Origin of the sequence: Streptomyces sp. NRRL WC-3605 (assembly GCF_001509795.1) — a bacterium.
GTDB classification, from domain to species: Bacteria; Actinomycetota; Actinomycetes; order Streptomycetales; family Streptomycetaceae; genus Streptomyces; species Streptomyces viridochromogenes.
Map to the genome: position 1 here is coordinate 41,796 of NZ_LLZN01000001.1, position 23,412 is coordinate 65,207.

Consider the following 23,412-nt stretch of genomic DNA (forward strand, 5'->3'; position numbering starts at 1 on the left):
GGGGCATGGACACGAACAAGGTGAAGACGTACGGCATCGGTGAGCTGCTGGACCGGGCGTGCGAGCGGGCGGTGCCCGTGGTGCGGGCCGTGCCCGACGGGGCGCTCGCCGCGCGCACACCGTGTGCCGAGTACGACGTGAAGGCGCTGGTCAACCATCTCTTCCAGGTGGTCGTGCAGTTCCATCGGCTGGCCTTGCGGGAGTCGGCCGACTTCGGGGAGACCCCCGATGTGGTCGGCTCCGAGCCGGAGTGGCGGGAGCGGCTGGCGGAGGAGGCGCGCCGGACGGCGGCGGTCTGGTCGGCGCCGGGCGCCGAGGACGGGACGACGGGCGCGATGGGGATGCCGGCGCGTCTGGTCGGCGCGATGGCGCTGCTGGACCTCACCGTGCACGCCTGGGACCTGGCGCGGGCGACGGGGCAGGACTTCCCGGGCTGCGACGAGGCCGTCCTGGCGGAGCTAGACGGAGCGGTGACGACGCTGGAGCCGACCGCGCGGGCGATGGGGGTGTTCGGGGAGGCGGTGCCTGCGCCCGAGGGGGCCAGCGCGTTCGAGCGGCTGCTCGCTCGCACGGGCCGCGATCCGCGCTGGGAATAGCTCACGGGGGGCCGCCGTTCTCCGGGTATAGTTGAACCATAAACAACCTGGAGGGTGAGCGACCATGCAGTTCGGGATCTTCAGCGTCGGCGACGTCACGCCCGACCCCACGACCGGCCGCACGCCGACGGAGCGTGACCGCATCAAGGCCATGGTCGCCATCGCCCTGAAGGCGGAGGAGGTCGGCCTGGACGTCTTCGCGACCGGCGAGCACCACAACCCGCCGTTCGTGCCGTCGTCGCCGACCACGATGCTCGGCTACATCGCGGCGCGCACCGAGCGGCTGGTCCTGTCGACCTCCACCACACTGATCACCACGAACGACCCGGTGAAGATCGCCGAGGACTTCGCGATGCTCCAGCACCTGGCCGACGGCCGCGTGGACCTCATGATGGGCCGCGGCAACACCGGCCCGGTGTACCCCTGGTTCGGCCAGGACATCCGCCAGGGCATCAACCTCGCCGTCGAGAACTACGCCCTGCTGCACCGGCTGTGGCGCGAGGACGTCGTGAACTGGGAGGGCAAGTTCCGCACCCCCCTCCAGGGCTTCACGTCCACGCCCCGGCCGCTGGACGGCGTGCCGCCGTTCGTCTGGCACGGCTCCATCCGCTCGCCGGAGATCGCCGAGCAGGCCGCCTACTACGGCGACGGCTTCTTCCACAACAACATCTTCTGGCCCGCCGACCACACCAAGCGGATGGTCGAGCTGTACCGCAGCCGGTACGCCCACTACGGGCACGGCACCCCCGAGCAGGCCATCGTCGGCCTCGGCGGCCAGGTGTTCATGCGGAAGAACTCCCAGGACGCGGTGAACGAGTTCCGTCCGTACTTCGACAACGCGCCGGTGTACGGCCACGGCCCCTCGCTGGAGGACTTCACCGAGCAGACGCCGCTGACCGTCGGCTCCCCGCAGCAGGTGATCGAGAAGACGCTCGCCTTCCGCGACTACGCCGGCGACTACCAGCGCCAGCTGTTCCTGATGGACCACGCCGGGCTGCCGCTGAAGACCGTCCTGGAACAGCTCGACCTGCTCGGCGAGGAGGTCGTACCCGTGCTGCGCAAGGAGTTCGCCGCCCGGCGCCCGGCCGGGGTGCCGGACGCCCCCACCCACGCCTCCCTGCTGGCCCGCCGGACGTCGGAAGAGGTGACCGTCGCATGAGGCTCGTCGTCGTGTCCGCGGGACTGAGCGTCCCCTCCTCCACCCGCCTCCTGGCCGACCGGCTGGCCGCCTCGGCCGGCCGGCAGGCCGACGCGGACGTCGAGGTCGTCGAGCTGCGCGAACTCGCCGTGGAGATCGCGCAGAACTTCACCAACGGCTTCCCGGGCCGCCGGCTCGCCGCCGCCATCGACGCGGTGACCTCGGCGGACGGCCTGATCGTCGTCACCCCGGTGTTCTCCGCGTCGTACAGCGGGCTGTTCAAGTCGTTCTTCGACGTCATCGACAAGGACGCGCTCGCCGGCGTGCCGGTGCTGATCGCCGCGACCGGCGGCACCGCCCGGCACTCGCTCGTCCTCGACCACGCGTTGCGGCCGCTCTTCGCCCACCTGAAGGCCGTCGTCGTCCAGACCGGCGTGTACGCCGCCTCCGAGGACTGGGGCGCCGAGGGCCTGGACGGGCGGATCGAGCGGGCGGCGGGCGAGCTGGCCGCGCTGATGCGGGGGATGGCCGGGACGCGGCGGGCGGCCCCGGACACCCTCACGGTGGTGCCGTTCGCCGAGCAGCTGGCGGCCGTCTCCGGCCGGTCCGGTGGCTGAGGACGGGGCGCCCGGACCGTGAGATCCCAGTAAGAAGGGTGACCGCAGGCGCCCCCTCACCGCCCGCTGGCCCTCGGGCTTGGCACTATGAAGGCGTGGCCCACACTGTGCTCCTCGCCGAAGACGACCGCGCCATCCGCAACGCGCTGGAGCGCGCCCTGACCCTGGAGGGGTACCGGGTCACCGCGGTCGCCGACGGCGTCGAGGCGCTGGCGCAGGCCCACCGTACCCCTCCGGACGTGCTCGTCCTCGACGTGATGATGCCCGGCATCGACGGCCTCCAGGTCTGCCGGGTGCTGCGCGCCGAGGGCGACAACACACCGATCCTCATGCTCACGGCGCTCGTGGAGACCCAGGACCGCATCGCCGGCCTGGACGCGGGCGCCGACGACTACGTCGTCAAGCCCTTCGACGTCGAGGAGGTCTTCGCCCGGCTGCGCGCCCTGCTGCGCCGCAGCGGCGAGACCAACGGCACCGCGGCCCCCGCCGACGCGCCCCGGCAGCCCCCCGCCGGCGCCGTCGGGCGGCTCATCGAGGCCGCCGGGCTGCGGATGGACCCGCAGGCGCGGCGCGCCTGGCGGGGTGAGCGCGAGCTGGAGCTGACCCGCACCGAGTTCGAGCTGCTGGAACTGCTCGTACGCAACGCCGGCATCGTCCTGGACCACGCCACCATCTACGACAAGATCTGGGGCTACGACTTCGGCCCCGGCTCCAAGAACCTCGCCGTCTACGTCGGCTACCTGCGCCGCAAGCTCGACGAGCCCGGCGCCCCGCAGCTCATCCACACGGTGCGCGGCGTCGGCTACGTGCTACGGGAGGACTGAGTGCGCGGACGGGCCCGCCGCCGGCTCGCACGGCTGCTGACCGGACGCCGGCGCACCGGACTGCTCTCGCTGCGCGGCACCTTCGCGGTGTCCTTCGCCGCCGTCACCGCCGTCGTCACCCTGCTGGTCGGCCTGCTCTCCTACACGGCGGCGGCCCGCCTGGTGCGGGTGGACCAGGAGAGCGTCTTCGACGAGGTCGTACAGGACCTGCGGGGCGAGGTCCGGCAACGGGCGATGAGGCCGGACGACTTCTCCTCCTCCGCGCCCGGCCACGACCTGGTCCGGCCCGCCCGCACCGACGTGCAGGTGCTGGGGCCCGACGGGGCCGTCGTCGACCCCGGCAACCCCGGTCTGCCGGTCGAGGCCGCCGACCGGCGTATCGCGGCCGACCGGACCGCCGGACGGATGATCCAGCACCGGGACGTCGACGTCGGCAGCGACGTCTACCGCGTCGCCACCGTCGCGCTGGGCGGCGGCCGGGGCGCCGTGCAGATCGCCCAGGAGTTCAGCGACACCGAGGACCTGCTGCGGGCCCTCCAGCAGCGGACCCTGCTGCTGATGGCGGCCATCGTCGTCCTCGCCGGGCTGTTCGGCTGGTGGCTGGCCCGGCGCATCACCCGCCGGCTCGTCGTCCTCACCGGCGCCGCCGAGGACGTCGCCCGCACCCGCCGCCTCGGCATCCAGGTCCCCGTCACCGGCTACGACGAGGTCGGGCGGCTGGGCCGGGCCTTCGACCGCATGCTGGGCCGGCTCGCACAGTCCGAGGAGGACCAGCGGCGCCTCGTGCAGGACGCGGGGCACGAGCTGCGCACCCCGCTCACCTCCCTGCGCACCAACATCTCCCTGCTGCGCCGCATCGACGAACTGCCGCCCGACGCCCGCGAGGAGCTGGTCGCCGACCTTGGCCAGGAGGCCCGGGAACTCACCGACCTGGTCAACGAGCTGGTCGATCTGGCCGCCGGGCAGTCGGACACCGAGCCGGCCCAGCGCGTGGACCTCGCGGAGATCGCCGAGGACGTCGCCGTGCTCGCCCGGCGGCGCACCGGACGGCGGATCGAGGTCCGCTCCTGCGGTGACACCACCCTCACCGGGCGGCCGGGCATGCTCCAGCGCGCCCTGACCAACCTCGTCGAGAACGCCGCGAAGTTCGACCGCGACGGCAGCGCGCCCATCGAGATCGGCGTCGCCGGGCCCGCCCGCCCCGGCATGGTCCGCGTCGAGGTCCTCGACCGGGGCCCGGGCATCGCCGACGACGACCTGATCCGCGTCTTCGACCGCTTCTACCGCGCCCCCGACGCGCGGTCCCTGCCGGGCTCGGGCCTGGGTCTGTCGATCGTCCGCGAGGTGGCCCTCGCCCACGGCGGCGCCCCGTTCGCCTTCCGCCGCGACGGCGGCGGCACGGCGATCGGCTTCACGGCGGGCCGGGCGGCCGACGCGAGGGTGTCCCGGCAGCTGTCGTGACGCACCGCCGAACCCCCGTGCCACCCCGCTGACCTTCTCGGAATACGTAAGGGCATCCATACGGCACGGGGTGTACCTGTGGATGTCAGATACCCCCCGGGGTACACCGTCCAGCGCTCACGCCGTCGCCTGCGGCTTCTCCGGAGCGATCTCGGCGTTCTCGGTGATCTCGGTGATCAGACCCTCGACCAGGGCTCTGATCTCGTCACGGATGGGGCGGACGGCCTCGACGCCCTGGCCGGCCGGGTCGTCGAGCTTCCAGTCGAGGTAGCGCTTGCCGGGGAAGACCGGGCAGGTGTCGCCGCAGCCCATGGTGATGCAGACGTCCGACTCGCGGACGGCGTCGACGGTGAGGATCTTCGGCGTCTCCTTGGAGATGTCGATGCCGACCTCGGCCATGGCCTCGACGGCGGCCGGGTTGACCCGGGCGCCGGGGTCGGAGCCGGCGGAGCGGACCTCGACGCGGTCGCCGGCCAGGTGGGTCAGCCACGCGGCGGCCATCTGGGAGCGGCCCGCGTTGTGGACGCAGACGAACAGGACGGACGGCTTGTCGGCCATGATGATCGTTCTCTCTCGTCGCGCGGCGGAACCCAGCCGCCGATGGCTTCAGTTGCGGCGCCTGATCGCGGCCAGGCTCGGGCGGTGGATCAGCCGCGTAGATCGAGCATCGCGGCCATGGCCGCCACCACGGACGGGGCGACCTGGTAGTAGACCCAGGTGCCGCGCCGCTCGGAGGTCAGCAGGCCGGCCTCGCGCAGCTTCTTGAGGTGGTGGGAGACGGTCGGCTGGGACACGCCGACGTCCGCGATGTCGCACACGCACGCCTCCCCGCCCGGATGCGAGGCGATCTTGGAGAACAGGCGCAGGCGCACCGGGTCCGACAGCGCCTTGAACATGGCCGCCATCTTCTCCGCGTCCACCTGGGACAGCTCTCCGGCGGTGATCGGCGGGCAGCACGGCACGACGTCACCGTTCTGCAGGAGGGGAAGTTCCGCGACCTCTGACTTCGACATGCGTCTATGTTGACACTCGTCGATACGGGTGGCAAGCTCCGAGGCGTAGCCAGATATCGACAGGTATCGAAGCAAGGAGCCGTCGTGGCCACCACCCTCCGCACCGCGCTCACCGCGGCCCTAGGGGGTGTCTTGCCGATCAGGCCGGGCTGACCGCCCTCACGCACGCGCGCCGACCCCCTTCGTCCTCCGAGGAGACCGAGCATCATGAGCACCCAGCAGCTCCCTGTCGTCGTCATCGGTGCCGGCCCCGTCGGGCTCGCCGCCGCCACGCACCTCGTCGAGCGAGGCATCGAGCCCCTCGTCCTGGAAGCGGGCAGCCGTGCCGGCTCGGCCGTGCGCGAGTGGAGCCACGTGCGCCTGTTCTCGACCTGGGGCGAGGTCGTCGACCCGGCCGCCGAGAAGCTCCTCGCCCCCACCGGCTGGACGCGCCCCGACCCGGCGGCGTATCCCTCCGGCGGAGAGTGGGCCGAGCAGTACCTGCAGCCGCTCGCGGACGCCCTCGGCGACAAGGTCCGCACCGGGGCCACCGTCACCGGTGTCTCGCGCGCCGGCCGCGACCGGATCGTCGACGCCGACCGGGAGCAGCAGCCGTTCGTGGTGCACGTCGAGTACGCCGACGGCCGTGAGGAGCGTGTCCTCGCCCGCGCCGTGATCGACGCCTCCGGCACGTGGACCACGCCCTCTCCGGCCGGCGGCAGCGGCCTGCCCGCGCTCGGCGAGAAGACGGCGGCCGACCGGATCACCTACCGCGTACCGGATGTGAAGGACCCGGCCGTGCGCGCCCGTTACGCGGGCAGGCGCACGGCCGTCATCGGTTCGGGTGCCTCCGCCTTCACCGCGCTCGCGTACCTCGCCGAACTGGCCGAGTCCGAGGACGGCACGGGCACGCGCGCGGTGTGGATCCTGCGCCGCGGCATCTCCGGCTCCACCTTCGGCGGCGGCACCGCCGACCAGCTGCCCGCCCGCGGTGCCCTCGGCCTCGCCGCCAAGGCCGCCGTCGACAACGGGCACGCGGACGCGGTCACCGGCTTCCGCACCGAGGCGTTCGAACGCGACGGTCACGGCCGCCTGGTCCTGGTGGGCGAGGACGGCCGCCGCCTCGACCCGGTGGACGAGGTGATCGTGCTGACCGGCCTGCGCCCCGACCTGTCCTTCCTGGACGAGCTGCGCCTGGGCCTGGACGAGCGCCTCCAGGCCCCGGTCGCCCTGGCCCCGCTGATCGACCCGAACCAGCACTCCTGCGGCACCGTCTACCCGCACGGGCACCGCGAGCTCTCCCACCCCGAACAGGGCCTCTACCTGGTCGGCATGAAGTCCTACGGCCGCGCCCCCACCTTCCTGGCCATGACCGGCTACGAGCAGGTCCGCTCCGTCACCGCCGCGATCGCCGGCGACCTCGACTCCGCCGACCGTGTCGAACTCACGCTCCCCGAGACCGGAGTCTGCGGTGGCGCGGGCCTGTTCGACACCGCCGACACCCAGCCGACCGACGGCGGCGGATGCTGTGCGGCCCCGGAACCGCAGCTCGTGCAGCTCCTCACGCCCGCAGCGGAAGGCACGGCTGCCGAGGAAGCTCCGGCGGGCGGCTGCTGCGGCTCGTGACCGGCCTCAACACCCGCGACAGCGGGGCCGCGACCGGGACAGGGGACCGGTCGCGGCCCCGCGCCGCCCGCCCGCCCTCTGCCTGACGCAGATCGTGAGCTGGGCATCGTCCGCTACGCCTTCCCTGCCCGGCTCCCGAGTCGTCATGAGCGCCCCGGCCGCCTGACGGCCCACCCCCGGCACGCAAAAGGGCGAGGCCCGTAGACCTCGCCCGGCTTCTACGAAACCCCCGCTCAGGGCCACACAAGGCAATAAGGCTGGTGCCCCGCCTCATGCAACCGGTGGCTGAAGTCCTGCCACTCGTGGAGCAGCTGGTAGACGTTGAACGCGTCGCGGGGGCCGCCGCGGTCCGGGACCGTCGACCAGATGAAGGCCGCCGCGCCCACCGCCTCCTCGCCTATGCCGCGCAGTGGGTCGACGACCGTCATCGGCAGCTTGACCACGGCGTAGTCGGGATGGAGGACGACCAGCTCCAGGGGCGGCACCTTGTGCAGAGGCACGCCTTCGATGCCCGTCAGCACCATGGCCGCCATCGTCTCCGGCTTGATCTTGGTGAACATGCCGTTCATGCCGAGCTCGTCGCCGCCGAGTTCCTCGGGGCGCATCGAGATCGGGACGCGGGCCGCGGTCGCGCCGTCCGGAGCGCCGAAGTACTTGTACGTCACCCCCACCCGACCACCATTCCTGCTCCCCGCCCTCAGACGGTCGACCCGGCTGTCGATCCGCCGGTCGAACGGCTCGTGCTCACTCGGTACACCCGTCGCATCTGGCATACCTGGTACAACGTGTCCCTGGCGTACTTCGTTCGAATCCTCCGCGTCGCGTCGGTGCCTTCCCCGCCGGGCACGTCGAGGACCCAGGTCGTCGGTCCCCTCGCCCAGTCCGCCACCGCGATGCATATCTCCACCCGACTGCTGTTCTAGGACGCGTGGCGCCCGCCGCGCAACCCGATCATCGTGTCAGTGACCTCCCCCACGGCCGCCCGCCGAAACGTGCGGCGAAACACCTCTCCGCGAGATGTCCCCGGTCCCCGATCACCACGGCCCACATGAGCTGTGTGTATCACGCCCAGTCTCGCAGATCGTCCGTCGGTGACGCGGGGGTACGGAGGGACGCGGGGGTCGGGGAGGGCCACGCGGGGGCCGGGCAGGGCCGTCCGCGCGCCGGTGGCGGCTCGCGGCCGCCGGTGGGCCCTGGCCTACCCTGAGGAGGTCACAGGCAACCGGAGTCCCGGACCCTCTCAGACAGTCGGAAAAGGTCGGAGTAGTCGCAGGTCATGAGCGAAGCGCCCTCTTCAGGAACGCCCTATCCATACGATGCGCCCGCCTCGCAGGCGCTGTTCGACCGTGCGGCCGCCGTGACGCCCGGCGGTGTGAACTCCCCGGTGCGCGCCTTCCGCGCGGTGGGCGGTACGCCCCGGTTCATGGTGTCCGGCAGCGGCCCGTACATGACCGACGCCGACGGACGCGAGTACGTCGACCTCGTCTGCTCCTGGGGGCCGATGATCCTCGGGCACTCCCACCCCGAGGTGATCGCCGCCGTGCAGGAGGCCGTCGCCCGCGGCACCTCCTTCGGCACGCCCGGTGAGGGCGAGGTCGCGCTCGCCGAGGAGATGGTCGCCCGGATCGAGCCCCTGGAGGAGGTGCGGCTGGTCTCCAGCGGCACCGAGGCCACCATGTCGGCGATCCGTCTCGCCCGCGGGTTCACCCGGCGCTCCAAGGTCATCAAGTTCGCCGGCTGCTACCACGGGCACGTCGACTCGCTGCTCGCCGCCGCCGGATCGGGCGTCGCCACGTTCGCGCTGCCCGACACCCCGGGTGTCACCGGCGCGCAGGCCGGCGACACGATCGTCCTGCCGTACAACGACCTGGAGTCGGTGCACGAGGCGTTCCACCGCTACCCCGGCGAGATCGCCTGCGTCATCACCGAGGCGTCCCCCGGCAACATGGGCGTCGTCCCGCCGCAGCCCGGCTTCAACCAGGGCCTGAAGGACGCCTGCGGCAAGAACGGCGCCCTGTACATCTCCGACGAGGTCATGACCGGCTTCCGCACCAGCCGCGCCGGCTGGTACGGCGTGGACGGGGTCAAGCCCGACCTGATGACCTTCGGCAAGGTCATGGGCGGTGGGTTCCCGGCCGCCGCGTTCGGCGGCCGCGCCGACGTGATGGCGCACCTCGCCCCCGCCGGGCCCGTCTACCAGGCCGGCACGCTGTCCGGGAACCCGGTCGCCACGGCCGCCGGTCTCGCCCAGCTCCGCCTCCTCGACGAGGCCGCGTACGACACGATCGACGGAGTGTCGAAGACCATCCAGGGGCTGGTCACCGAGGCCCTGGCCAAGGAGGGTGTGGCGCACCGGCTGCAGAACGCCTCCAACATGTTCTCCGTGTTCTTCACGGACCGCGAGGTCCGCACCTACGAGGACGCCAAGCGCCAGGAGTCGTTCCGCTTCACCGCGTTCTTCCACTCGATGCTGGCGCAGGGCGTCTATCTGCCGCCCTCGTCGTTCGAGTCCTGGTTCGTGTCCACGGCCCACGACGAGCGGGCGGTCCAGCGGATCGCCGACGCCCTCCCGGCGGCGGCCCGAGCGGCGGCGGAGGCCACGGCGGAATGAGCGACACCCCTCGCGACGACACGCCCACCCCCGAGCACTCCGGGACACCGATGACCGACAGCAGCGACATCACCGTCGTCCACCTCATGCGGCACGGCGAGGTGGACAACCCGGACGGCGTCCTCTACGGGCGCCTGGCCGGCTACCACCTGTCCGAGCTCGGCCGGCAGATGGCGGACCGGGTCGCCGAGCACCTGGCCGACCGGGACGTCACCCACGTCTGCGCCTCCCCGCTGGAGCGCGCCCAGGAGACCGCCACCCCGATCGCCAAGGCGCACGGGCTCGACCTCGCGACCGACGCCCGGCTCATCGAGGCCGAGAACGTCTTCCAGGGCAAGACGTTCGGCGTCGGCGACGGGGCGCTGAAGCGGCCGGCGAACTGGAAGTACCTGGTCAACCCGTTCAAGCCGTCCTGGGGCGAGCCGTACGCCGAGCAGGTCGAGCGGATGATGGGCGCGCTCGACGCCGCCAAGGACGCCGCGCGCGGGCACGAGGCCGTGCTGGTGAGCCACCAGCTGCCGATCTGGATCGTGCGCAGCCACGTCGAGGGGCGGCGTCTGTGGCACGACCCGCGCAAGCGCCAGTGCACGCTCGCGTCGCTGACGTCCTTCACCTACCAGGGCGACCGGATCGTCTCCGTCGGCTACTCCGAGCCGGCGATCGACCTCGTCCCCGAGCATCTGCGGGCCGGTGCCAAGCCGGTACAGGGGCAGAGCAAGGGTTTCGGCGCCTGACCCGCGACCCATGTCACACCCGCGACACGCGGGTGACATTGGTCGCGAATCCTCCACAGAGCAGCGGGAACCGTCCCGTTCGTCGTGCCCTCTGATTGGGTGACCAGCTCAGCACGACGGACGGGGCAGCCATGCGCGACATCAGCCGACGGGGAGTCATCGGACTCGGCGCGGGAGCGGCCGCGGCCCTCTCCCTCGCGGGATGCGGCGCGTCCACGTCGTCCGGCGGGTCGAAGGACACCCCGGGCTCCGGCGGTTCCGGCACCCCCCGGGACAAGGGGGACGACTCGAAGGCCGACCGCGACCGCCCGATAGGCGACGGCTCCACCTCCTACACCGGCAAGCAGCCCCACCAGCCGGACGCGCCGCGGCCGCTGGGGCCGGGTGAGGAGCCGCCCCAGTTCGTCGTCTTCTCCTGGGACGGGGCCGGCGAGGTCGGCAACGGCCTCTTCCCGCGCTTCCTGGACCTGGCCAAGGAGCACGAGGCGCACATGACGTTCTTCCTCTCGGGGCTGTACCTGCTCCCCGAGTCGAAGAAGCGGCTCTACGAACCGCCGAACAACCCGCGCGGCGCCTCCGACATCGGCTACCTCACCGACGACCACATCAAGCAGACGCTGAAGAACGTCCGGCGCGCCTGGCTCGACGGGCACGAGATAGGCACCCACTTCAACGGGCACTTCTGCGGCGGCAGCGGCACCGTCGGCAACTGGACCCCGCAGCAGTGGCGCAGCGAGATCGACCAGGCCAAGTCCTTCGTCAAGGAGTGGCGCACCAACTCCGGCTGGACCGATCTGCCCTCGCTGCCGTTCGACTACGACAAGGAGCTGGTCGGCGGCCGTACGCCCTGTCTGCTCGGCCAGGACAACCTGCTGCCCACCGCCCGCGAGCTGGGCTGGCGGTACGACGCCTCCTCGCCCGGAGGCCGTCAGGTGTGGCCGGTGAAGAGGAAGGGGCTCTGGGATCTGCCGCTTCAGCAGATACCTTTCCCCGGCCGCTCGTTCGAGGTCCTGTCGATGGACTACAACATGCTCGCCAACCAGTCGGTCAACTCGACGAACGCCCCGAGCTACAACCACCCGGCGTGGCGCAAGCAGGCGACGCAGGCGTACATCCAGGGATTCAAGCGGGCGTACGAGACAAACCGTGCACCCTTCTTCATAGGCAACCACTTCGAGCAGTGGAACGGCGGCATCTACATGGACGCCGTCGAGGAGGCGCTGAAGCACATGGCGCGGGAGAAGGAGAAGGGCGGCGACGTCCGGCTCGTCTCGTTCCGGCAGTTCGTGGACTGGCTGGACGTCCAAAAGCCGGACATTCTCGACAAGTTGCGCACGCTGGAGGTCGGCCAGAAGCCCGCCGGAGGCTGGAGCACCTTCACCAAGGGCGGTACCGCAGACGGGTCCGGCACCACGTCCGGCACCTCCTCCACGGGGTCCGCGAACGCTGCCTGATATGCGGTTTTGCGCCCGAGAGGGGGGTGCGCAAGATCCCCCGTACGGGCATGCGAAACTTTTCACATGAGTGCCGTCCGCCGCTCCCGCAGCCGTACCGCTTCGCTCGCCGTCACCAGCGCCGCCGCTGCCGCGCTGGCCCTGTCCGCGTGCAGTTCGGGCGGCACCTCGGGCGGTGGCGGGGACACCCACTTCGTCGCCGGCGGCAACGGCGTCGACACCGCCGAGCGGGGCGAGCGCGCCGCCGCCCCGGAGCTGTCCGGCGCCACCATCGACGGCAAGCAGCTCAGCACCGCCGACTACAAGGGCAAGGTCCTCGTGGTCAACGTCTGGGGGTCCTGGTGCCCGCCCTGCCGGGCCGAGGCGAAGAACTTCCAGACCGTCTACTCCGACCTCAAGGACCGGGGCGTCCAGTTCGTCGGCATCAACACCCGGGACACCAGCACCACCCCGGCGAAGGCCTTCGAGAAGGAGTTCGGGGTCACGTACCCGAGCCTGTACGACCCCACCGGGAAGCAGATGCTCCGCTTCGGCAAGGGCACGCTCAACCCCCAGGCCATCCCCTCCACGCTCGTCATCGACCGGGACGGCAAGATCGCCGCCCGGGCGCTGATGCCCCTCGGTGAGGACACCCTGCGGGACATGATCAAGCCCGTCCTCGCGGAGAAGTGACGTGAGCGCACTCACCACGCTCGCGGAGGGCGCGACGTACAACGGCACGGTCATGCACGGCGCCCTGCTGCTCGCGCTGCCGATCGCCGTCCTCGGCGGCCTCGTCTCCTTCTTCTCCCCGTGCGTCCTGCCGCTCGTCCCCGGCTACCTCTCGTACGTCACCGGAGTCAGCGGTACCGACCTGGCCGAGACCCGGCGGTGGCGGATGGTCGCCGGCGCCTCCCTGTTCGTGCTCGGCTTCACCGTGGTGTTCGTCTCCGGTGGCGCCCTGTTCGGCTATTGGGGCTCCACCCTTCAGGAGAACAAGGACCTCCTGACGAAGATCCTCGGCGTCCTGATGATCCTGATGGGCGTCTTCTTCATGGGCCTGATGCCCTGGCTGACCCAGCGGGAGTTCCGCTTCCACACCAGGCCCGCCACCGGCCTGGCCGGCGCCCCCCTGCTCGGTGCCATGTTCGGTATCGGCTGGACGCCTTGCATCGGCCCGACCCTGTCCTCCGTGCAGACCCTCGCCATCAACGAGGCCAGTGCCGGACGGGGCGCCCTGCTGACCGTCGCCTACTGCCTCGGCCTGGGCATTCCCTTCGTCGTCACTGCCGTAGCCTTCCGCAAGGCGCTCGGCGCGTTCGCCTGGGTCAAGCAGCACTACGTCTGGGTCATGCGGATCGGCGGCACGATGATGATCGTGACCGGTGTGCTGCTGCTGACCGGCGCCTGGGACCGCATCGTGCAGGAGATGCAGGTCTGGTCCAACGGCTTCACTGTGGGGATCTGATCGATGAGCGACACGACCGACAAGGCCGCCCCGGCCGCCCCCGAGGGCCAGGACCAGGATCAGGACCTGGGCGCCGCCGGTTCCCAGCTCTCCACCGCCCCCGCCGAGGACGCCCCGAACCTGCCGTCGCTCGGCGTGATCGGCTGGGTCCGCTGGTTCTGGCGGCAGCTCACCTCGATGCGGGTGGCGCTGCTGCTGCTCCTGCTGCTGTCGCTGGGCGCGATCCCCGGCTCGCTCATCCCGCAGACCGGCATCGACGAGACGAAGGTCGCGGCCTTCCGGCAGGCGCACAAGACGCTCGCGCCCGTCTACGACAAGCTCGGCCTTTTCCACGTCTACGGCTCGGTGTGGTTCTCGGCGATCTACATCCTGCTGTTCGTCTCCCTCATCGGCTGCATCGTGCCGCGCACCTGGCAGTTCGTCGGGCAGCTGCGCGGCCGGCCGCCGGGCGCGCCCAAGCGGCTCACGCGGCTGCCCGCCTACACCACCTGGCGCACCGAGGCCAAGCCCGAGCAGGTCCGCGAGGCCGCGCTCGCCCTGCTGAAGAAGCGCCGGTTCCGCGCCCACCTCGCCGGTGACGCCGTCGCCGCCGAGAAGGGCTATCTGCGCGAGGTCGGCAACCTCGCCTTCCACATCGCGCTCATCGTGATGCTGGTCGCGTTCGCCTGGGGCCAGCTGTTCAAGTCCGAGGGCAACAAGCTGATCGTCGAGGGCGACGGCTTCTCCAACACGCTCACCCAGTACGACGACTTCAAGTCCGGCAACCTCTTCGGCCAGGACGACCTGGACCCGTTCAGCTTCACCCTGAAGGAGTTCAAGGGCACCTACGAGGCGACCGGCCCCAACCGCGGCACCCCCCGCACCTACGAGGCCGACCTCGTCTACAGCGAGGGCGCCGACGGCAAGGAGAGGAAGACCACCGTCAAGGTCAACGAGCCGTTGGAGATCGGCGGCTCCAAGGTCCACCTCGTCAGTCACGGCTACGCCCCCGTCATCACCGTGCGCGACGGCAAGGGCAACGAGGTCTTCCACGACGCCGTGCCCCTCCTTCCGCTCGACGGCAACGTCACCTCCACGGGCGCGATCAAGGTCATGGACGGCTACCGCGACGCCAAGGGCGCGTGGGACCAGCTCGGCTTCCAGGCCTTCCTCCTGCCCACCTACGTCCCGGGCAACGAGCTCGCCTCCCAGTTCCCCGCACTGCTCAGCCCGATCATGAACGTCGAGGCCTACCACGGTGATCTCGGCGTCAATTCCGGCCTCCCGCAGAGCGTGTACCAGCTGAACAAGAAGAACCTGACGGGCTTCAAGGACGGCAAGGGCGCGCAGCTCAGGAAGAACCTGCGGCCCGGCGACACCCTGACCCTCCCGAACGGCGCCGGCTCGATCACCTTCGAGAAGGAGATCAAGGAGTGGGCCGGCTTCCAGGTCGCCCGCCAGCCCGGCAGCGGCTGGGCGCTCGCCGGCGCCCTCGCGGCGATCTTCGGTCTCGCCGCCTCCCTGTTCATCCAGCGCCGCCGGGTCTGGGTGCGGGCCACCACCGGTGACGACGGCCTCACCGTCGTCGAGATGGCCGGCCTCGGCCGCAGCGAGTCCGCGAAGGTGCCCGAGGAACTGGGCGACCTCGCCGGGATCCTCTACGACCGCGCCCCCGGGGCGGCCGCCCCCGAGGACACCGACGACGACCCCTCCGATACCCCCGACCCCCAAGCCGTACCTGCCGAAGGGGCTGAGAAGTGACTCTCGCCGCCGCAACCGATCTGGCCGCCGCCACCAACGAGAACCTGGCCAGTATCAGCAACACGCTGATCTACTCGTCGATGGCCGTCTACACCCTGGCCTTCTTCGCGTACATCGCCGAGTGGCTCCTCGGCAGCCGCAGCAAGGTCGGCCGCACGGCCGCCGCGCTCACCCCGGCCAAGACAGCCAAGACCGCGGCACCCGCCGTCACCGTCACCAAGGGCGGCTCCACGGCCGTACTGGAGCGGCCGAAGGTCGTCGTACGGGCCGCCGCCGGGCAGCGCGACGTGCCGGACGGGCCCGGCGCGCACGGCGGCGACGAACAGGGCGACCTCTACGGGCGTATCGCCATCTCCCTCACCGTCCTCGCCTTCCTCGTCGAGTTCGGCGGGGTGCTCACGCGGGCCCTCTCGGTGCAGCGGGCGCCGTGGGGCAACATGTACGAGTTCAACATCACCTTCTCCACGGTCGCCGTCGGCGTGTACCTCGGGCTGCTCGCGCTGAAGAAGAACGTGCGCTGGCTCGGGCTGTTCCTGATCACCACGGTCCTCCTCGACCTCGGTCTCGCCGTCACTGTCTTGTACACCGCCAGTGACCAGTTGGTTCCCGCTCTTCACTCGTACTGGCTGTACATCCACGTCTCCACGGCGATCTTCTGCGGCGCGGTGTTCTACGTCGGGGCGGTCTCCACGCTGCTGTACCTGTTCAAGGACAGCTACGAGACCAAGCTCGCGAACGGCGGCACGCCCGGCCGCTTCGCCAACTCCGTCCTGGACCGGCTGCCGTCCTCGGCGTCCCTCGACAAGTTCTCGTACCGCGTCAACGCCGCCGTCTTCCCGCTGTGGACGTTCACGATCATCGCGGGCGCCATCTGGGCGGGCGACGCGTGGGGCCGCTACTGGGGCTGGGACCCCAAGGAGACCTGGTCCTTCATCACCTGGGTCGCCTACGCCTGCTACCTGCACGCCCGCGCCACGGCCGGCTGGAAGGGCCGCAAGGCCGCCTACCTGGCGCTGGTCGCCTTCGGCTGCTGGCTGTTCAACTACTACGGCGTCAACATCTTCGTCTCCGGCAAGCACTCCTACGCCGGCGTCTGAGCCGCCGCGCGGACCGGCGCCGCCCACGGGTGCGCGCCGGGTCCCGCGGGGTCAGGCTGGTGTCATGACCGGTTCGATAGAACAGGGCACCAGCCAGACTCACGGGAACACGCACATCCTGCACTTCCTGGTGCGGCTGCCCCGTCCGATGGCCGCCGTCTGGCCCTACCTGGCCACCGAGGACGGCCTCGCGTCCTGGTGCACCCCGGTCGAGGCGCTCGAACCCCGGCTCGGCGGCACGGCCGATCTGGGCGAGCTGGGCAGCGGGCGGATCACCGCCTGGGACGTGGACCGGGTCGCCGAGTACACGGGGGACCGGGGCCGCGTCCGGTTCCACCTGGAACGGGACGGTGAGAACGGGGCCGCGCTGCGCTTCACCCACGAGTTCCAGGGCGAGGCCGAGACGGAACAGCGCTGGCGGTCCCGCTTCGAGCGGCTGATCGCGCACTTGGAGGGCGGCTGACGGCGGCTGAGGGCGGCTGAGCCCGACCGCGGCGCGAACGGGGTCTCACTCCCCGATGTCCTCGTTCCACAGATCGGGACGGCGGGCGACGAAGTCACGCATCAGCCCGACGCACTCCGGATCGTCGAGGAGCACGATCTCCACGCCGTGCTCGGCCAGCCAGTCCTGCCCGCCCCGGAAGGTGACCGCCTCGCCGATCACCACCCGCGAGATGCCGAACTGCCGGACCAGCCCCGAGCAGTACCAGCACGGCGACAGCGTCGTCACCATGGTCGTGCCCCGGTAGGACCGCTGCCGCCCCGCCGCCCGGAACGCGGCCGTCTCCGCGTGCAGCGACGGGTCGCCGTCCTGCACGCGCCGGTTGTTGCCCCGCCCGAGCAGCGCCCCGTCGGCCCCGTACAGCGCGGCGCCGACGGGGATGCCGCCCTCGTCGAGCCCCGCCCGCGCCTCCGCGAGCGCGACCCCCAGCCACCGCCGCGCCTGTGCCTGATCCATGCCCTCACTGTCCTGTGCCCGGACGCCGACGGCAACGGCGCGAAAATCCCGAGCCCCGCGCCAGGCTCGCCGCTACGCTCGCCCGCACGCCCGTGCCCGGCGAGAGGAGCAGCCCGTGCGTCCCCTGCTCTACCTCGACGTCGACGGCCCGCTGAACCCGTACGCCGCCAAGCCCGAGCGGCGGCCGGACGGGTACACGACCCACCGGATGAAGCCCGAGGGCTGGCCGGCGCGGCACCGCGACACCCCCGCACACCGGGTCAAGCCGCTGAGGGTGTGGCTGCACCCCGGCCACGGGAGCCGGCTGCGGGACCTGGCGGAGCGGTACGAGCTGGTGTGGGCGACGACCTGGGGCGCGGAGGCCAACACCTTCATCGCGCCCGTCCTCGGGCTGCCCGAGCTTCCCGTCGTGGAGTGGCCCGGCACGGACGGCGGGCGGGTGGACGGCACGTTCTGGAAGACCGGGCCGCTGGTCGCGCACGCGCGGGGCCGGCCGTTCGCGTGGGTCGACGACGAACTCGGCCGGGCCGATCAGGACTTCGTCGCCGCGCGCCACGGCGCCCCCGCGCTGCTGCACCGCGTCGACGCCCGACTCGGGCTGCGGGAGCCGGACTTCGCCGCGCTGGCCGCCTTCGCGGCGGAGGCGCGGTGGTAATTCGGTGGCGGGCCGATCATCGGCCGTGTTGGGTTGTCGGGCCCGGACCGTCGCACGGACGCCGGGGGTGAGGAGTGCTGGTGGGACGTCTGGGGCGGGCCTGGCGAGTGGCCGAACTGCGGCAGCGGGGCGGGGTGCTGGCGGCCTTCGTGGCCGCCTGCTGCGAGGACGACGGGCGGGCGCGTGCGGCGCGGGACCTGGGGGCGCGCCTGGCCGCGTACGGGCCGGCCGACCGGTGGAAGGCCGAGGAGGCCGTGGCGACGCTGGAGCGGTGGGCCGGCGACCTCGCCGATCACCCGTACCGTCCGGCCGCGCCCCGCCCCGACGAGGCCGACCGGCAGACGCGCGACCACTTCAAGGACATCCAGCACGAGCGACTGACGACCGCGGCCCGCGACTGGCGGTCGGGGACGAAGCTCTCCCTCGACGTCTACCTCAGCCAGCTGCGCCGGGTGCGCGGCCTCGACCCCTGCGTCCGGGAGGACGTGTACTACCTCTACGGCCGCGGCACGATGGCCCTGGACCTCGGCGACCGCGCGACCGCGGCACGCGAGACGGCCCGTCTGCGGGCGCTGCGGGACGCGCACGCCTGCTAGGGCGCGGTGCCCGGTCCGCGCACCGCGAGCCAGATCCGGTCCGGCAGGACGCGTGCCGCCTCGTCGAGGTCGACGTCGCCCATGTCGGACAGCCAGCGGCGTGCGGTCGCGACGACGGGGCCGAGGACCAGGCTCTCGAACAGCGGCCCCGGAAGGTCGGCGAGCTCGCCGGACGCGACGCGCGGCGCCACCCACTGGGCGAGCGGCGACAGCCTGGCCTCCTGCGCGTCCCTCAGCTCCCTGGCCCGGGCCATGCCGTGCCGGTTGGTGTCGGAGGCGTGCAGGAACAGGGCCGCGTCCCGGTGCTCCCGGATGAAGTCGAAGTACGCCTCCGTCAGCGCGCGGATGCCGCCGCGGGCGTCGTCGTCTCCCGTGAGGGCGGTGACCATCCGGCCCAGCAGCACGCCCAGCCAGCGGTCGGCGAGCGCGGTGAACAGGCCGTCGAGGCTGCCGAAGTGGTGGTACAGGCTGCCGAGGCTGACCCCGCTGCGCTCCCGTACGGCCTTGACGGTGAACCCCTGGAGGCCCTCGGCGACGTACGCCTCGAGCGCGGCGTCCAGAAGCCGCTCGGCGGTGATCTCACCGCGCTGCTGCTTGGGGCTCATGGACGGCTGTCCCTCGGGGTGCGTCGTGACGGGTGGCCGGATCCGCATCCTAGTCCAGAACGGATTTCTAGAGAAGTTTTCTAGAAATGGGTTCCAATCCTGGTAGTCATGGGCTCACACTGTGTGCCTGCCACCGAGGCGCCCGGGGGGACGCCTCGGTGGCGCGGTCGTCCCGCCGCCGGGCGGGAACAGCAAGGGAGCCGAGAGATGACCGAAGTGGAACTGGTGGCCGCGGCACTGGCCGCGGGGGCGTCGGCGGGCCTCACGGACACCGCGCGCGGCGCCGTGACGGACCTGTACACCTCGCTCCGGGAGGCCGTACGGCGCTGCCTGGACCGGGGCGCGGTGCCCGGCGCGCGTGTCCTGGACGCGCCCGACGCGGACACCGGGGCTTGGCAGTCGCGGCTGGTCGCCGTGCTGTCGGACTCCGGGCTTGAACGAGATCCGGCCGTCCTCGCCCTGGCCCGTGCCCTGCTCGACGAGACGAGGAAGCCGGGCCGGATCACCGTGAACGCCTCGAACGCGCGCGGCGTGCAGATCGGCGACAACAACCAGCAGCACAACGCGTTCTGACCGGACCGCCCGCCATGTCCGACGACCAGCGCCGCACCGACGTCCGCGCCCCCGGCACCCGGGGCATGCAGGTCGGCGACCACAACACCCAGCACAACACGTTCGTGCTCACCGCCGGTGCCCTGGCGGTGGCCGCCGTCGTCGGCACGGCGGTGCTCACGTTCACGCTCCAGCGGTGGGACGACGACAAGCCCACGCCGGGCCCCACCGCCACCCTCTCCGCGCGGCGTCCCACTCCTCCCGAGGAGCCCTCACGGACCCCCACGCAGACCCCCACCACGGCGCCGCCGTCCACGCCGGCCGTGACGGACGACCCCGGCGAGGGCCCGTCCGGCAGCCCCTCCTTCGATCCGGCGACGCTGGACGACGAGGACACCGACCGCACGCCGGTCACGGTGGCCGCGCTGCTGCCGGCCTCCTTCACCGACGCCAAAGGCGTGCGCTACACGAGGAACAGCGGGTCGGTCATGACCTGCGGCAGCCTGAGCTGGAACAGCGAGGCGACGGCCGCCCTCGCCTCCGCCGGCTGTGTCGACAGCCCGGTGGTCAGCGGCACGTACGTCGACACAGCCCAGAACGTCCTCGTGGCGGTGGAGGTGATGGCGCTGCCCGACCAGGCCACCGCCGTCGCCGCCCACGCCCGGCTCAAGGACGACAACACCGGGGGCTGGCGCTACCGATGCCCGGTCAGCGGCACCGGATCCGACGTGTGCGGGAAAGACGCTCTCTCCCGCGCCACCCAGTTCGGGTACACCGCGTGGAAGCACCGGTACCTGATCTCGGCGGTGGCCGTCTACGTCGATCTGCGGCAGGACGACAGCGTCAAGTCCTGGCTGGTGTCGGCGTCCCAGCGGGGCTCCACCGCGGCCGGCCCGGAGAACCACCCGGCGAACAACCCCTGAGCGCGGCCCCGGTCACGGCTCGTCGCGCCGGGTGCCGTCCTCGTCCTCGTCGGGCGTCTTCCCGTCCTCGCCCAGGGACTTCAGGAAGTCCGGGTTGTCGTCGGGTGCCACCCACTGCTGCCGCCGGCGGTCCCGTACGCCCGACCAGCCGTCGGCGGCCGGACTGCGCCTCTTGCCCGCGATCAGCCACGAGATCGAGCCGACCAGCGGGAAGACGAGCACGAGGATGGCCCACAGCGGCTTGGGCATGTGGCGGATGTCCTTTTCCTCCGTGCTGATGCAGTCGATGAACGCGTACACGCTCAGCGCCAGTGGCACGAGGAACATCAGCACCCGGAGCATGGGCCCTCTCCAGTGGAACGGTCGTCGGGCCGGGGGCGCGGCCCCCGGGTTCAGGGCCAGGGTAGCCGCTCGGGGATACTTGACCCCATGGCTTACGACGATCTTCGATCCCTGCTCAGGGCCCTCGAGCGGGAAGGCGACCTCAAGCGCGTGAAGGCGGAGGTCGATCCGTACCTGGAGGTCGGGGAGATCGTCGACCGGGTGCAGAAGTCCGGCGGCCCCGCGCTCCTCTTCGAGAACGTGAAGGGCTCCTCGATGCCCCTCGCGATGAACGTCTTCGGCACGGACCGCCGGCTGCTGAAGGCCCTGGGCCTGAAGTCGTACGCGGACATCTCCGACAGGATCGGCGGGCTGCTCAAGCCCGAACTGCCGCACGGGTTCGTTGGGGTGCGCGAGGCGTTCGGCAAGCTGGGCGCGATGGCGCACGTCCCGCCGAAGAAGGTCAAGGACGCCCCCGTCCAGGAGGTCGTGCTCACCGGCGACGACGTCGACCTGGACCGGCTGCCCGCCCTGTTCACCTGGCCCAAGGACGGCGGCTCCTTCTTCAACCTGGGGCTCACGCACACCAAGGACCCGGAGACGGGCATCCGCAACCTCGGGCTCTACCGGCTCCAGCGGCACGACAAGCGCACCATCGGCATGCACTGGCAGATCCACAAGGACAGCCGCAACCACTACCAGGTGGCGGCCCGCAGCGGCGAGCGCCTGCCCGTCGCGATCGCCTTCGGCTGCCCGCCCGCCGTGACGTACGCCTCCACCGCCCCGCTGCCCGGCGACATCGACGAGTACCTGTTCGCCGGGTTCGTCGCGGGCAAGCGGATCGAGATGGTGGACTGCAAGACCGTTCCGCTGCAGGTGCCCGCGCAGGCCGAGGTCGTCCTAGAGGGCTGGCTGGAGCCGGGCGAGATGCTGCCCGAGGGGCCGTTCGGCGACCACACCGGCTTCTACACCCCGCAGGAGCCGTTCCCGGCGCTCACCATCGACTGTGTGACGATGCGCAGGCGGCCGCTGCTGCAGTCCATCGTGGTGGGCCGCCCGCCCACCGAGGACGGGCCGCTGGGCCGTGCGACGGAACGCTTCTTCCTCCCCCTGCTGAAGATCATCGTGCCGGACATCGTGGACTACCACCTGCCCGAGGCCGGCGGCTTCCACAACTGCGCGATCGTCTCGATCGACAAGAAGTACCCCAAGCACGCCCAGAAGGTCATGCACGCCGTGTGGGGCGCCCACATGATGTCCCTGACCAAGCTGATCGTGGTCGTGGACTCCGACTGCGACGTCCACGATCTGCACGAGGTCGCCTGGCGGGCCCTGGGGAACACCGACTACGCCCGGGACCTCACGGTCGTCGAGGGTCCCGTCGACCATCTCGACCACGCCTCCTACCAGCAGTTCTGGGGCGGCAAGGCGGGCATCGACGCCACGCGGAAGTGGCCCGAGGAGGGCTACACCCGCGACGGCGGCTGGCCGGACATGGTGGAGTCCGACCCGGAGACGGCGGCGAAGGTCGACCGCCGCTGGAAGGAGTACGGCCTGTGAGCAGCGCCTCCGCCGCGATTCCGCAGCCCGGACGCACCAAGGCGTTCCTGCGCCTGGTCATGATCGAACACTCGGTGTTCGCGCTGCCCTTCGCCTACATCGCCGCGCTGACCGCGATGTTCGAGTGGGACCGCAACATCCACTGGGGCCGGCTGCTCCTGGTGACGATCTGCATGGTCGGGCTGCGCACCTTCGCGATGGCCGTGAACCGGATCATCGACCGCGAGATCGACGCCCGCAATCCCCGTACCGCCCACCGCGAGCTGGTCACCGGCGCGATGTCGGTGCGGCACGCCTGGACCGGCGCCCTGATCGCCCTCGTCGTCTTCCTGGGGTCGGCGGCGCTGCTGAACCCGCTGTGCCTGGCGCTCGCCCCGATCGCGGTCGTACCGATGGTGGTCTACCCGTACGGCAAGCGGTTCACGAACTTCCCGCAGGCCATCCTGGGTCTCGCCCAGGCGATGGGCCCGATCGGCGGCTGGCTGGCCATCACCGGCTCCTGGTCGTGGGACGCGGTGATCCTGGGTCTCGCCGTCGGCGTCTGGATCGGCGGCTTCGACCTCATCTACGCCTGCCAGGACGTGGAGACGGACCGCGAGATCGGCGTCCGGTCGGTGCCGGCCCGCTTCGGCATCCCGGCGGCGATCTGGGGCGCCCGCGTCTGCCACACCGTCACCACCGCCCTGTTCGTCTGGTACGGCGTCGCGACCGGCGCCGGCGCGTTCTTCTGGCTGGGCGCGCTGATCGTGGCCGGTGCCTTCGTCTACGAGCACTCGATCGTGCGCCCGCACGACCTGTCCCGGCTGAACCGGGCGTTCTTCAGCGTCAACGGGTTCATCGGGATCGCCCTGTTCGTGTGCGCGCTGCTGGACCTGCTGGTGCGCGGGCTGACCGTCTGACCCCGC

General features: G+C 71.5%; 26 protein-coding genes. 20 read left to right on the forward strand and 6 right to left on the reverse strand.

Annotated elements, in window-relative coordinates; genetic code table 11:
• Positions 1-5 precede the first annotated feature (5 nt).
• The 5 genes from ADL34_RS00185 (at position 6) to ADL34_RS00205 (ending at position 4,636) form a co-directional block, all read left to right on the forward strand.
• Positions 6-596, forward strand: coding sequence for a TIGR03086 family metal-binding protein (locus ADL34_RS00185; protein WP_062664313.1), 591 nt, complete (start codon positions 6-8; stop codon positions 594-596).
• A gap of 64 nt (positions 597-660) precedes the next feature.
• Positions 661-1,755: an LLM class flavin-dependent oxidoreductase gene (locus ADL34_RS00190; protein ID WP_062664311.1), complete on the forward strand. Its 1,095-nt coding sequence runs from the start codon at positions 661-663 to the stop codon at positions 1,753-1,755.
• The gene (locus tag ADL34_RS00195) at positions 1,752-2,351 is read left to right on the forward strand and encodes an FMN reductase (protein WP_062664309.1); all 600 of its coding nucleotides are present in this window, start codon (positions 1,752-1,754) and stop codon (positions 2,349-2,351) included. The genes ADL34_RS00190 and ADL34_RS00195 overlap by 4 nt, the downstream gene beginning before the upstream one ends.
• Before the next feature lie 95 nt (positions 2,352-2,446).
• On the forward strand, positions 2,447-3,175 hold the full coding sequence (locus ADL34_RS00200; protein WP_062739756.1) for a response regulator transcription factor: 729 nt from the start codon (positions 2,447-2,449) through the stop codon (positions 3,173-3,175).
• Complete coding sequence (locus ADL34_RS00205) at positions 3,176-4,636, forward strand: HAMP domain-containing sensor histidine kinase (RefSeq protein ID WP_062664305.1); 1,461 nt, start codon at positions 3,176-3,178, stop codon at positions 4,634-4,636. It abuts the gene before it with no gap.
• Between the two features lie 117 nt (positions 4,637-4,753).
• On the opposite strand, the gene ADL34_RS00210 is transcribed toward ADL34_RS00205, so the two are convergent.
• Positions 4,754-5,194 (reverse strand): arsenate reductase ArsC, encoded by a 441-nt coding sequence (locus ADL34_RS00210; RefSeq protein WP_062664303.1) that lies wholly within the window; start codon positions 5,192-5,194, stop codon positions 4,754-4,756.
• Between the two features lie 89 nt (positions 5,195-5,283).
• Positions 5,284-5,649, reverse strand: coding sequence for an ArsR/SmtB family transcription factor (locus ADL34_RS00215; protein WP_062664300.1), 366 nt, complete (start codon positions 5,647-5,649; stop codon positions 5,284-5,286).
• 207 nt (positions 5,650-5,856) lie between these two features.
• Between ADL34_RS00215 and ADL34_RS00220 the strand changes: the two genes are divergently transcribed.
• Positions 5,857-7,254 (forward strand): NAD(P)-binding domain-containing protein, encoded by a 1,398-nt coding sequence (locus ADL34_RS00220; protein WP_062664298.1) that lies wholly within the window; start codon positions 5,857-5,859, stop codon positions 7,252-7,254.
• A 233-nt stretch (positions 7,255-7,487) separates the two neighbouring features.
• Here ADL34_RS00220 and ADL34_RS00225 read toward each other — a convergent pair whose 3' ends face one another.
• On the reverse strand, positions 7,488-7,925 hold the full coding sequence (locus tag ADL34_RS00225; protein ID WP_003974483.1) for a hypothetical protein: 438 nt from the start codon (positions 7,923-7,925) through the stop codon (positions 7,488-7,490).
• Positions 7,926-8,530: 605 nt separating this feature from the next.
• On the opposite strand from ADL34_RS00225, the gene hemL reads away from it, so the two are divergent.
• From hemL to ADL34_RS00270, 8 genes are all read left to right on the forward strand, one after another.
• Positions 8,531-9,865 (forward strand): glutamate-1-semialdehyde 2,1-aminomutase, encoded by a 1,335-nt coding sequence (gene hemL / locus ADL34_RS00235; protein WP_062664296.1) that lies wholly within the window; start codon positions 8,531-8,533, stop codon positions 9,863-9,865.
• A 50-nt stretch (positions 9,866-9,915) separates the two neighbouring features.
• Positions 9,916-10,599, forward strand: a complete 684-nt coding sequence (locus tag ADL34_RS00240) for a histidine phosphatase family protein (protein ID WP_062664443.1) — start codon at positions 9,916-9,918, stop codon at positions 10,597-10,599.
• 131 nt (positions 10,600-10,730) lie between these two features.
• Complete coding sequence (locus ADL34_RS00245) at positions 10,731-12,053, forward strand: hypothetical protein (protein ID WP_062664294.1); 1,323 nt, start codon at positions 10,731-10,733, stop codon at positions 12,051-12,053.
• Between the two features lie 66 nt (positions 12,054-12,119).
• On the forward strand, positions 12,120-12,725 hold the full coding sequence (locus tag ADL34_RS00250; RefSeq protein WP_062664292.1) for a TlpA family protein disulfide reductase: 606 nt from the start codon (positions 12,120-12,122) through the stop codon (positions 12,723-12,725).
• Between the two features lies 1 nt (position 12,726).
• A complete protein-coding gene (locus ADL34_RS00255; protein ID WP_062664290.1) occupies positions 12,727-13,500 on the forward strand; it encodes a cytochrome c biogenesis CcdA family protein in 774 nt (257 codons plus the stop codon).
• Positions 13,501-13,503: 3 nt separating this feature from the next.
• Entirely contained in the window at positions 13,504-15,240 is a 1,737-nt protein-coding gene (gene resB / locus ADL34_RS00260; RefSeq protein ID WP_062664288.1) for a cytochrome c biogenesis protein ResB, read from the forward strand.
• On the forward strand, positions 15,237-16,337 hold the full coding sequence (ccsB, locus tag ADL34_RS00265; protein WP_062664285.1) for a c-type cytochrome biogenesis protein CcsB: 1,101 nt from the start codon (positions 15,237-15,239) through the stop codon (positions 16,335-16,337). The genes resB and ccsB overlap by 4 nt, the downstream gene beginning before the upstream one ends.
• Before the next feature lie 64 nt (positions 16,338-16,401).
• Complete coding sequence (locus tag ADL34_RS00270) at positions 16,402-16,800, forward strand: hypothetical protein (protein WP_062664283.1); 399 nt, start codon at positions 16,402-16,404, stop codon at positions 16,798-16,800.
• 45 nt (positions 16,801-16,845) lie between these two features.
• On the opposite strand, the gene ADL34_RS00275 is transcribed toward ADL34_RS00270, so the two are convergent.
• Positions 16,846-17,295, reverse strand: coding sequence for a nucleoside deaminase (locus ADL34_RS00275; protein WP_062664281.1), 450 nt, complete (start codon positions 17,293-17,295; stop codon positions 16,846-16,848).
• A gap of 115 nt (positions 17,296-17,410) precedes the next feature.
• Between ADL34_RS00275 and ADL34_RS00280 the strand changes: the two genes are divergently transcribed.
• Positions 17,411-17,950, forward strand: coding sequence for a hypothetical protein (locus ADL34_RS00280; RefSeq protein ID WP_062664279.1), 540 nt, complete (start codon positions 17,411-17,413; stop codon positions 17,948-17,950).
• Between the two features lie 80 nt (positions 17,951-18,030).
• The gene (locus tag ADL34_RS00285) at positions 18,031-18,546 is read left to right on the forward strand and encodes a hypothetical protein (protein WP_159038879.1); all 516 of its coding nucleotides are present in this window, start codon (positions 18,031-18,033) and stop codon (positions 18,544-18,546) included.
• On the opposite strand, the gene ADL34_RS00290 is transcribed toward ADL34_RS00285, so the two are convergent.
• Positions 18,543-19,151, reverse strand: a complete 609-nt coding sequence (locus ADL34_RS00290; protein WP_062664275.1) for a TetR/AcrR family transcriptional regulator — start codon at positions 19,149-19,151, stop codon at positions 18,543-18,545. The genes ADL34_RS00285 and ADL34_RS00290 overlap by 4 nt on opposite strands.
• Positions 19,152-19,358: 207 nt before the next feature.
• On the opposite strand from ADL34_RS00290, the gene ADL34_RS00295 reads away from it, so the two are divergent.
• Both ADL34_RS00295 and ADL34_RS00300 read left to right on the forward strand, forming a co-directional pair.
• Positions 19,359-19,724 (forward strand): RIP homotypic interaction motif-containing protein, encoded by a 366-nt coding sequence (locus ADL34_RS00295; protein ID WP_062664273.1) that lies wholly within the window; start codon positions 19,359-19,361, stop codon positions 19,722-19,724.
• 14 nt (positions 19,725-19,738) lie between these two features.
• Positions 19,739-20,626 carry a hypothetical protein gene (locus ADL34_RS00300; protein ID WP_062664271.1) on the forward strand — a complete coding sequence of 296 codons (888 nt, stop codon included), beginning with the start codon at positions 19,739-19,741 and terminating at the stop codon, positions 20,624-20,626.
• A gap of 12 nt (positions 20,627-20,638) precedes the next feature.
• Here ADL34_RS00300 and ADL34_RS00305 read toward each other — a convergent pair whose 3' ends face one another.
• Positions 20,639-20,968 carry a PLD nuclease N-terminal domain-containing protein gene (locus ADL34_RS00305; RefSeq protein ID WP_062664269.1) on the reverse strand — a complete coding sequence of 110 codons (330 nt, stop codon included), beginning with the start codon at positions 20,966-20,968 and terminating at the stop codon, positions 20,639-20,641.
• 87 nt (positions 20,969-21,055) lie between these two features.
• Here ADL34_RS00305 and ADL34_RS00310 point away from each other — a divergent pair, with 87 nt between their 5' ends.
• Together ADL34_RS00310 and mqnP are read left to right on the forward strand one after the other, a co-directional pair.
• Positions 21,056-22,507, forward strand: a complete 1,452-nt coding sequence (locus ADL34_RS00310; protein WP_062664267.1) for a menaquinone biosynthesis decarboxylase — start codon at positions 21,056-21,058, stop codon at positions 22,505-22,507.
• Complete coding sequence (gene mqnP, locus ADL34_RS00315) at positions 22,504-23,406, forward strand: menaquinone biosynthesis prenyltransferase MqnP (RefSeq protein WP_062664265.1); 903 nt, start codon at positions 22,504-22,506, stop codon at positions 23,404-23,406. Before ADL34_RS00310 ends, mqnP begins: the two co-directional genes overlap by 4 nt.
• Positions 23,407-23,412: the final 6 nt, after the last annotated feature.

Bases quoted from the DNA above. Each gene is read 5' to 3' on its own strand.
- ADL34_RS00275 (WP_062664281.1), bottom strand. From the start codon at position 17,295: ATGGATCAGGCACAGGCGCGGCGGTGGCTGGGGGTCGCGCTCGCGGAG.
- ADL34_RS00300 (WP_062664271.1), top strand. From the start codon at position 19,739: ATGTCCGACGACCAGCGCCGCACCGACGTCCGCGCCCCCGGCACCCGG.
- ADL34_RS00190 (WP_062664311.1), top strand. From the start codon at position 661: ATGCAGTTCGGGATCTTCAGCGTCGGCGACGTCACGCCCGACCCCACG.
- ADL34_RS00210 (WP_062664303.1), bottom strand. From the start codon at position 5,194: ATGGCCGACAAGCCGTCCGTCCTGTTCGTCTGCGTCCACAACGCGGGC.
- ADL34_RS00185 (WP_062664313.1), top strand. From the start codon at position 6: ATGGACACGAACAAGGTGAAGACGTACGGCATCGGTGAGCTGCTGGAC.
- ADL34_RS00215 (WP_062664300.1), bottom strand. From the start codon at position 5,649: ATGTCGAAGTCAGAGGTCGCGGAACTTCCCCTCCTGCAGAACGGTGAC.
- ADL34_RS00220 (WP_062664298.1), top strand. From the start codon at position 5,857: ATGAGCACCCAGCAGCTCCCTGTCGTCGTCATCGGTGCCGGCCCCGTC.
- hemL (WP_062664296.1), top strand. From the start codon at position 8,531: ATGAGCGAAGCGCCCTCTTCAGGAACGCCCTATCCATACGATGCGCCC.
- ADL34_RS00250 (WP_062664292.1), top strand. From the start codon at position 12,120: ATGAGTGCCGTCCGCCGCTCCCGCAGCCGTACCGCTTCGCTCGCCGTC.
- ADL34_RS00310 (WP_062664267.1), top strand. From the start codon at position 21,056: ATGGCTTACGACGATCTTCGATCCCTGCTCAGGGCCCTCGAGCGGGAA.
- ADL34_RS00195 (WP_062664309.1), top strand. From the start codon at position 1,752: ATGAGGCTCGTCGTCGTGTCCGCGGGACTGAGCGTCCCCTCCTCCACC.
- ADL34_RS00270 (WP_062664283.1), top strand. From the start codon at position 16,402: ATGACCGGTTCGATAGAACAGGGCACCAGCCAGACTCACGGGAACACG.
- ADL34_RS00240 (WP_062664443.1), top strand. From the start codon at position 9,916: ATGACCGACAGCAGCGACATCACCGTCGTCCACCTCATGCGGCACGGC.
- ADL34_RS00290 (WP_062664275.1), bottom strand. From the start codon at position 19,151: ATGAGCCCCAAGCAGCAGCGCGGTGAGATCACCGCCGAGCGGCTTCTG.
- ADL34_RS00295 (WP_062664273.1), top strand. From the start codon at position 19,359: ATGACCGAAGTGGAACTGGTGGCCGCGGCACTGGCCGCGGGGGCGTCG.
- ADL34_RS00305 (WP_062664269.1), bottom strand. From the start codon at position 20,968: ATGCTCCGGGTGCTGATGTTCCTCGTGCCACTGGCGCTGAGCGTGTAC.
- resB (WP_062664288.1), top strand. From the start codon at position 13,504: ATGAGCGACACGACCGACAAGGCCGCCCCGGCCGCCCCCGAGGGCCAG.
- ADL34_RS00245 (WP_062664294.1), top strand. From the start codon at position 10,731: ATGCGCGACATCAGCCGACGGGGAGTCATCGGACTCGGCGCGGGAGCG.